Below are 6,348 nucleotides of genomic sequence, written 5' to 3' on the forward strand. Positions count from 1 at the left end.
AATCTCTCCTTCAACCGCCCGTCCGAGGGCATCTGATCACAGATCGCCCGGACTTACACGGTTGCCATGACACCCCCCCGGTTGACGGTCGCGGTATCCAACGGCCCGCTCGCCGACCGCAGCTTCGGGCCGCTCAACGCGATCGGGATGCCCGAGATCATGGTCTCGACACTGGTCTCGACCCTCGGTGCCGGCAGTCCCCTGGACCTGTCGAGCAAACTGGCGGAATTCTCACTCGCCCAGCACTATCGACACATCGACATCCCGTTGCTGGTGATCAACGGCGCCCGCGACACCCTCGCCGACACCCAGGACTCGATCGATATCGCCATCGCCGCACCGCAGGCCCAACTGGTGCTCTACGCCGACGACGACCACTGTGCCATGGGCCATGCCGAGCAGTGGACGGCACTGTCGGCGAAGTTCTTTCACGATCACCTGATCGCCCCCGCCGAGGTCACCGCGTGAACCAACCACACGACACCGCCGGCGACCCGCTCCCACGGCTACGGCGCGTCCTCAATAGAAGTGCACGCCACATCGACACCCAGGTCGACAGCGGCACCGGCTGGCGCACCTACACCGAATCCGATGCCGGTCAAGGATTCTCGGTGATCGAGCCCGCGTTCACCACCGCGTTCGAAATAGCGCGCTACGACACACTCGGGCTGGGCGACGGCGCCGTTGTTCTGCCGATATGCCCGGCGTCCTTCCGCGACTTCATGATCTTCGAAAAGCACGCTGTCGATGCCGCACGCGGTCTGACCCGTCGTTTCCTGCCCGCGGCCGCACGTGTCGCCAACGCCTACGAGACACTGACCCGACGCACTTTTCCGCCCTTCCGGCCGCACGCGCTGTGGTACCGCGAACCGATCTACTACATGTCCAACGCCTTGACCATCGTCCCCTCCGGAGTCCCGGTCAGCGCCCCGACCTACACGCGGGCATTGGATTTCGAACTCGAACTCGGCGTCGTGCTCGGCGCCCCGCTGCGCGACGCCACCACCGAGGAGGCGGCCGCGGCAATCGCCGCCGTGGTAGTGATCAACGACTTCTCCGCCCGCGATGTCCAGCTGGCCGAGATGCGTTCGGGTTTCGGTCCGCAACGAGCCAAACATTTCCTCACCTCGATGTCGGCGACCGCGGCCGCCGGGCCGGCCCTCACCACTCGCCTCGACCGACTGACTGCCACGGTCATGGTCAACGGAGAAATCCTGCCGCGCACCGGAACACACGACGCCCGGTACTCGATGGCCGAGGCCATTGCGCACGTGTCCCGCGGTGAACAGCTCTACCCCGGAGAACTGCTGTCCAGCGGCACCCTGCCGGGCGGTTCCGGGATGGAACTGGGGCGATGGCTCACCCCCGGCGACCAGCTGCGCCTCGAGATCGACGGCGTCGGACTCATCGAACACGACATCCGCGAGTAGGGCCGACATGAAAATCGATCAAGTCTCCGATTCCGTCCATGTCGTAGCCGGCACCAACGTCAACTGGGCGCTCATCGACGACGGTAGCGGGGTCACCGTGATAGACGCCGGATACCCCGCAGACACCGCCGACGTCCTCGCCTCGATCCACCAGATCGGTCGGCGACCGGCCGACGTTCGGGCCGTGCTCATCACCCACGCCCACCTCGACCACATCGGCGCGATCCCGACACTCATCGAACAGGCCGGCATGCCTGTCTACACCGGCGCCGAAGAGGTCCGCCACGCCAAACGCGAATACCTGCAACAGATCACCCCCACCGGCATGCTCAAACAACTCGCCAACCGACGCGGACGCCGCTGGGTCGCACACACCCTGCGCGCGGTCCGCGGCCACACCGGCATGGCCGTCCCTCGAGCCGAAACGGGCGAACCCGCAACGTTGGCGGCACTGCCCGGCGGGCTTCTCGCGATTCCCACCCCCGGCCACACCAGCGGCCACACCGCCTACCTCATGCCCTCCGAAGGCGTGCTCTTCTCCGGAGACGCCCTCGTCACCGGTCATCCACTGCTGCCTCACACCGGACCCCAACTCCTCCCCGCGGTGTTCAACCACGACGAGAAGCTCACCCACGACACCGCCCTACATCTCGCGACGATGCAGGCTCACACCCTCGTTCCAGGACACGGGCTCCCCATCAACTTCGACCGGGCCCACATCGCCGCGACCTTGCAGTCGCGACCACCAACCCATCGACGCGGACAATAGATGCGCACAACATCCGCACACGCACATCGAGACGGCTTCACGCCGGTCATTCGGCTGAACTGCGGTGCCGTGAGCCACGCGAGCTGAACAGGCCGCTACCGCATCGCCGGACAACGACCGGGACTGGGACTGTCGGATAACGGCTCTGGCTCACTTCCGGTGGCGGTCCATCTATGCGAGCAGGATCCGGTTGTCGGAGTAGCTCAAAGCTGGCCCGCCCGTACATTTGTCGTTTGATCAGCTTGGTTTTCGTGTTGACGCCTTCGATCGGTCCGTTGCTGTAGGACACACGTCAACAATACGAGACCCGACCGAACGGTCTGCCAAGCCGGGCAGCGCCTACGAGTCGACGACTGCCGGCCGATGCTCCGGCAGCACGGTCGCCAGGTAGGTGCCACTTACCCCGCCCCTGCAGCGCACGAGATACGCCACAATCCGGCCGGCGTCGTCGGGATGCCGGTGCACGCTGTCGACGATGCCGGTGTACGTCCGTGCCGCGGGGTCGCCTGGTTCGATGGGGCGGCCGTCGATGTCGCCGCACCACTCGATGCGGTCACCGACCGCCCGCACCGACTCGTTACCAAGGCTCACTTCCGGCAGGAGAATGAGCTGTCGACGATCGCGGTCGTGGTTCGGGAGGACTCGGCTACCTCACACGACGTTGACGTCGATAGGGCCGTCCTGGCTGACCCAGCCGCCGCTGGTTTTGGTGATGATGACGTAGAGCCGGCGCCATTGCGTGTCCATTGGAACGACGCATTCGCCCCGCCGATACTGCCGGCCGCGGTCGCTGTCCCGACGGTCACCTCGCCACCGGGATTGGTGCGCTGGGTCAGGGTGGCGGTGTAGCCAGGGAATGCCGAGAAGGCGTTCACGGTGTTGATGCTGTCGATACCCAAATAGACTGGGCCACTTTGTCGCTCAGCCCGTTCTACTCCGTTTCAACGAACTGAAAATTCGTAGTTCAACTGCACTTTTCGATTCGGCGGGAACGATTGATTTCACTCGTGATCGCCGATTCACACGGACTTGCAGAACGTCGACAGGACGTCGCGGATTCACTGGCGGTCAGGCGATCTATCGCGGATCCCGACCAGCGGCGACGCCGGGAACTTCCGCAATTTGCGGATGGTGCAACTCGGCATCATTCACCGAACCGCTGCTGCGCGGTATCGAGTGCAGCCACGCCGGTAGGTTGGCTGACCCGGTATCGACCGTTGATCGGCTACGGTTCGACTCGGCGTTCTTGCACGACACCCGCGCGCTTTTCACCGTGACGATAGCGAGGATCCGTGTCGAACCGCGCTCGTTCCCCCTGGTACGTGGTGACCTCCGTGATCGCAGCGGCGGTCGTAGCCTGCGGTGCCGTGCCCGCCATGGCCCAGCCGGGCCCGACGCCGGGGGCGGTGCCCACCCCGGAGTGGGGGCAGTGCGCTGCCCCCAACCCTCCCGACCTGGAAGGGTTCGAATGCGCCACCGTGCCGGCACCGTTGGACTACGAGCATCCAGACAAGGGCACGATCGAGTTGGCGGTGATCCGGCACCGGGCGACCGACCCGCAGCACCGCATCGGAAGCCTGCTGTTCAACCCGGGCGGGCCGGGGGGATCGGGCACCAACGACCTACCGCAGCTTTATCCGCTGTTCGCCCAGGAGATGCGGGAGCGGTTCGACATCGTCAGCTGGGACCCGCGCGGGGTGGGTCGGTCGACCTCCGTCCAATGCTTCGCGAATAAGACGGAATACGACAATTGGGTCGAACGGTTGCCTGTGGGGTTCCCGGTCGGTCGCGAGGAGGAGCGGCGCTGGATCGAAGGGTATGCCGAGCTGGGCCGGCGTTGCCAGCAACGCAACCCGGTCCTGTTGCGGTTCGTCTCTACCGCCGACACTGCGCAGGATATGGATCTGCTGCGGCGTGTGCTCGGTGACCAGCGGCTGACCTACCTGGGGATCTCTTATGGCACGGTGCTGGGCGCCACCTACGCCAACCTGTTCCCGGACCGGATACGGGCAATGGTGCTCGACGGCAACGCCTATCCGTCGGCGTGGTACGACCAGAACCCCTGGCTGCCGACCTTCCTGCGGGAGAACTCCGACCTCGGGTCGGCTCGCACCCTGGGTCAGTTCCTCGACCTCTGTGCCCGGGCCGGGCGCACCCGCTGCCCGTTCGCCGCCGACAATCCCTGGGCCACCCGAGCGAAGTACGAGGAACTGATGCGTCGCCTGCTGGTACATCCGCAGGGCGAGGTCACCTACGCCGCCGTCGCGGCCGCCGTTCGCGGGAGCCTGTACTTCGTTCATCCGCCCAGCCCTGCCAACTGGTCAGTATTGGCAAAGTTCCTGCAACAGCTGTGGGAGGGGCAGACGCCGGAGACACCCGTCATGGCGGCACCGCCGATGGCTTGGTTCCCGACGCCGAGTCGAGTCCTCCCGTTCCCTCCGGGCGGCCCCTTTCCGGCCCAGGAGCAAAAGTACATGGGTGTCGAGCAGGCCCTCGCGGTCACCTGCAGCGAGAGCCCCAACCCGCCCGATCCACACGCATACGGTGCCCTGGCCAAGTTCAGCACTGCTCGCGCCGGGACGATGGGCCCCTGGTGGACGTGGGTAACCGAACCGTGCTCCACTTGGCCGGCCCGGGCGGCCCACCGCTACACCGGCCCGTGGAACCGGTCGGCAACACCGATCCTGACGGTCAACACCACCTACGATCCCGGCACCCCGTACAGCAGCGCCCAGACCATGACCGCTGAACTCGGCAGGGCCCGGTTGCTCACCGTCGCGGGGTACGGACACACCGCACTGCTCAATCCGAGCAGCTGCGCGAACGCCCACGAAAGTGACTACCTCGTGCGAGGGGTGCTGCCCCCGCTCGGAACGGTCTGCCGGCAAGACACCCCACCTTTTACCGATACCGCCTCCGAAGCACCCGCGTCGACCCGCTGATTGCCCACGCAGAACCGATCACGAGCGCAGCAGATCCCGCGAGGACTCCGCACGAACGTACGACCGACCGCAGATCACGCGGCGAAACCGCCTGCGCGGCAGCAATATCGGAACTCACGCGGCCCCGGCGCGGCGCCCTGGCTGGGATAAGCCCGGCGACGACTACCGCCGCGGATACAGGCCGGATGCGTCCGCAGTCTCTCGGGCCCTGGACCAGTAGCTGCAGGAATACGAGCCCCAGGCCGACGACGGTCGCGGTGGAACCCGCGCCGTAGCGGACCGCCCGCAAAGAGAGGGTGCCGGTTCACCACCGGCCGCACCCCGCTGGTGGGGGTGTACCGCAAACGAGATAAGGCCAGGTGCCCAGGACAGCCCATTGTTCGACGACGAGCCGGGTTCCTAGCTGACCACGCATGAACGAGGGCCCCGGCAGTCCGAGTCGGGGGTCTCTGCTCGTGCGTGATTACAGGTTGACGTTACGGCGATTTAGGATCGCCGAGATAGCGCCACCGGATCCGGGTGAACACCTCGTCCGAGTTGGTGTCGCTGACCGAGCCCCAGGTCCGCGGCCGCAGCGAGACCGTCCACCTCGCGACAGCTTGCCGATCGGCCGCGGCAGGCCGACTGGGCCGACCCAGCCTGTCCTCCTACCCGTCTTGAGCCCTTGGCGGCGGTCCGGGGCGCCGGCATTGTCCTGAACGCGCGGCCCGGTGATCCCACACTCGGCTGATTAGACCGTGGATCATTGGTTGCCACCGGGACGCAGGTTGAAGGCCCGCCGCGCGCATGCGTGTAGCTTCCGGCAGCAAGGCGCGTGCTCGGCGGTCAGAGCGCCTCGAAATTGGCGAGCGGTAACAGTGATGAACGACCGTTGCCGTTTCGGCGGCAACGGGTATCGCAGCGGACGGAATCCGCCGGCGCATGGGCGTGCCGCTCACCACCTACACCCGCATCCCACCGCAGAACTGACCAGAGTCAGAGTCCTCCCCCGCCCGGGTCCCGAGAGTGCGGAGGCATTGCGCAAGTCCGCCGATGCGGCAACAGGGACCGTCGACCCTCCGAGGGGGAGCCCAGCAAAAGGTCACCAAGATATGTCAAGCCAATGGACTGCCGTCCACGGTTGAAACTGGGGGACTGTCGGTGTTCCGGTGGATCTGATCTCGGTCCGATGAGTCGAGCCTGATGGCTCGGCAGGAAGGACCGACGA

5 protein-coding genes and 1 pseudogene are annotated in these 6,348 nt (G+C 66.1%); 4 read left to right on the plus strand and 2 right to left on the minus strand.

Translation table 11 applies throughout. The features are described from left to right. Positions 1-66: 66 nt before the first annotated feature. From A5789_RS13515 to A5789_RS13525, 3 genes are read left to right on the plus strand one after another with little or no spacing between them, the layout of a single operon-like run. Positions 67-468 carry an alpha/beta fold hydrolase gene (locus tag A5789_RS13515; RefSeq protein ID WP_064902767.1) on the plus strand — a complete coding sequence of 134 codons (402 nt, stop codon included), beginning with the start codon at positions 67-69 and terminating at the stop codon, positions 466-468. Continuing rightward, positions 465-1,430: a fumarylacetoacetate hydrolase family protein gene (locus tag A5789_RS13520; RefSeq protein ID WP_064902768.1), complete on the plus strand. Its 966-nt coding sequence runs from the start codon at positions 465-467 to the stop codon at positions 1,428-1,430. Before A5789_RS13515 ends, A5789_RS13520 begins: the two co-directional genes overlap by 4 nt. A 7-nt stretch (positions 1,431-1,437) precedes the next feature. Further along, positions 1,438-2,199 carry an MBL fold metallo-hydrolase gene (locus A5789_RS13525; RefSeq protein WP_064902769.1) on the plus strand — a complete coding sequence of 254 codons (762 nt, stop codon included), beginning with the start codon at positions 1,438-1,440 and terminating at the stop codon, positions 2,197-2,199. 190 nt (positions 2,200-2,389) lie between these two features. On the opposite strand, the pseudogene A5789_RS36570 reads toward A5789_RS13525, so the two are convergent. Further along, positions 2,390-2,482: pseudogene (locus A5789_RS36570) on the minus strand (transposase); the annotation flags it as partial. Positions 2,483-2,538: 56 nt separating this feature from the next. Continuing rightward, positions 2,539-2,790, minus strand: a complete 252-nt coding sequence (locus tag A5789_RS13530; protein ID WP_155525550.1) for a hypothetical protein — start codon at positions 2,788-2,790, stop codon at positions 2,539-2,541. 743 nt (positions 2,791-3,533) lie between these two features. Here A5789_RS13530 and A5789_RS13540 point away from each other — a divergent pair. Continuing rightward, the gene (locus A5789_RS13540) at positions 3,534-5,141 is read left to right on the plus strand and encodes an alpha/beta hydrolase (RefSeq protein WP_155525551.1); all 1,608 of its coding nucleotides are present in this window, start codon (positions 3,534-3,536) and stop codon (positions 5,139-5,141) included. Positions 5,142-6,348: the final 1,207 nt, after the last annotated feature.

This window comes from Nocardia sp. 852002-51101_SCH5132738 (assembly GCF_001665695.1).
Lineage (GTDB): Bacteria > Actinomycetota > Actinomycetes > Mycobacteriales > Mycobacteriaceae > Nocardia > Nocardia nova.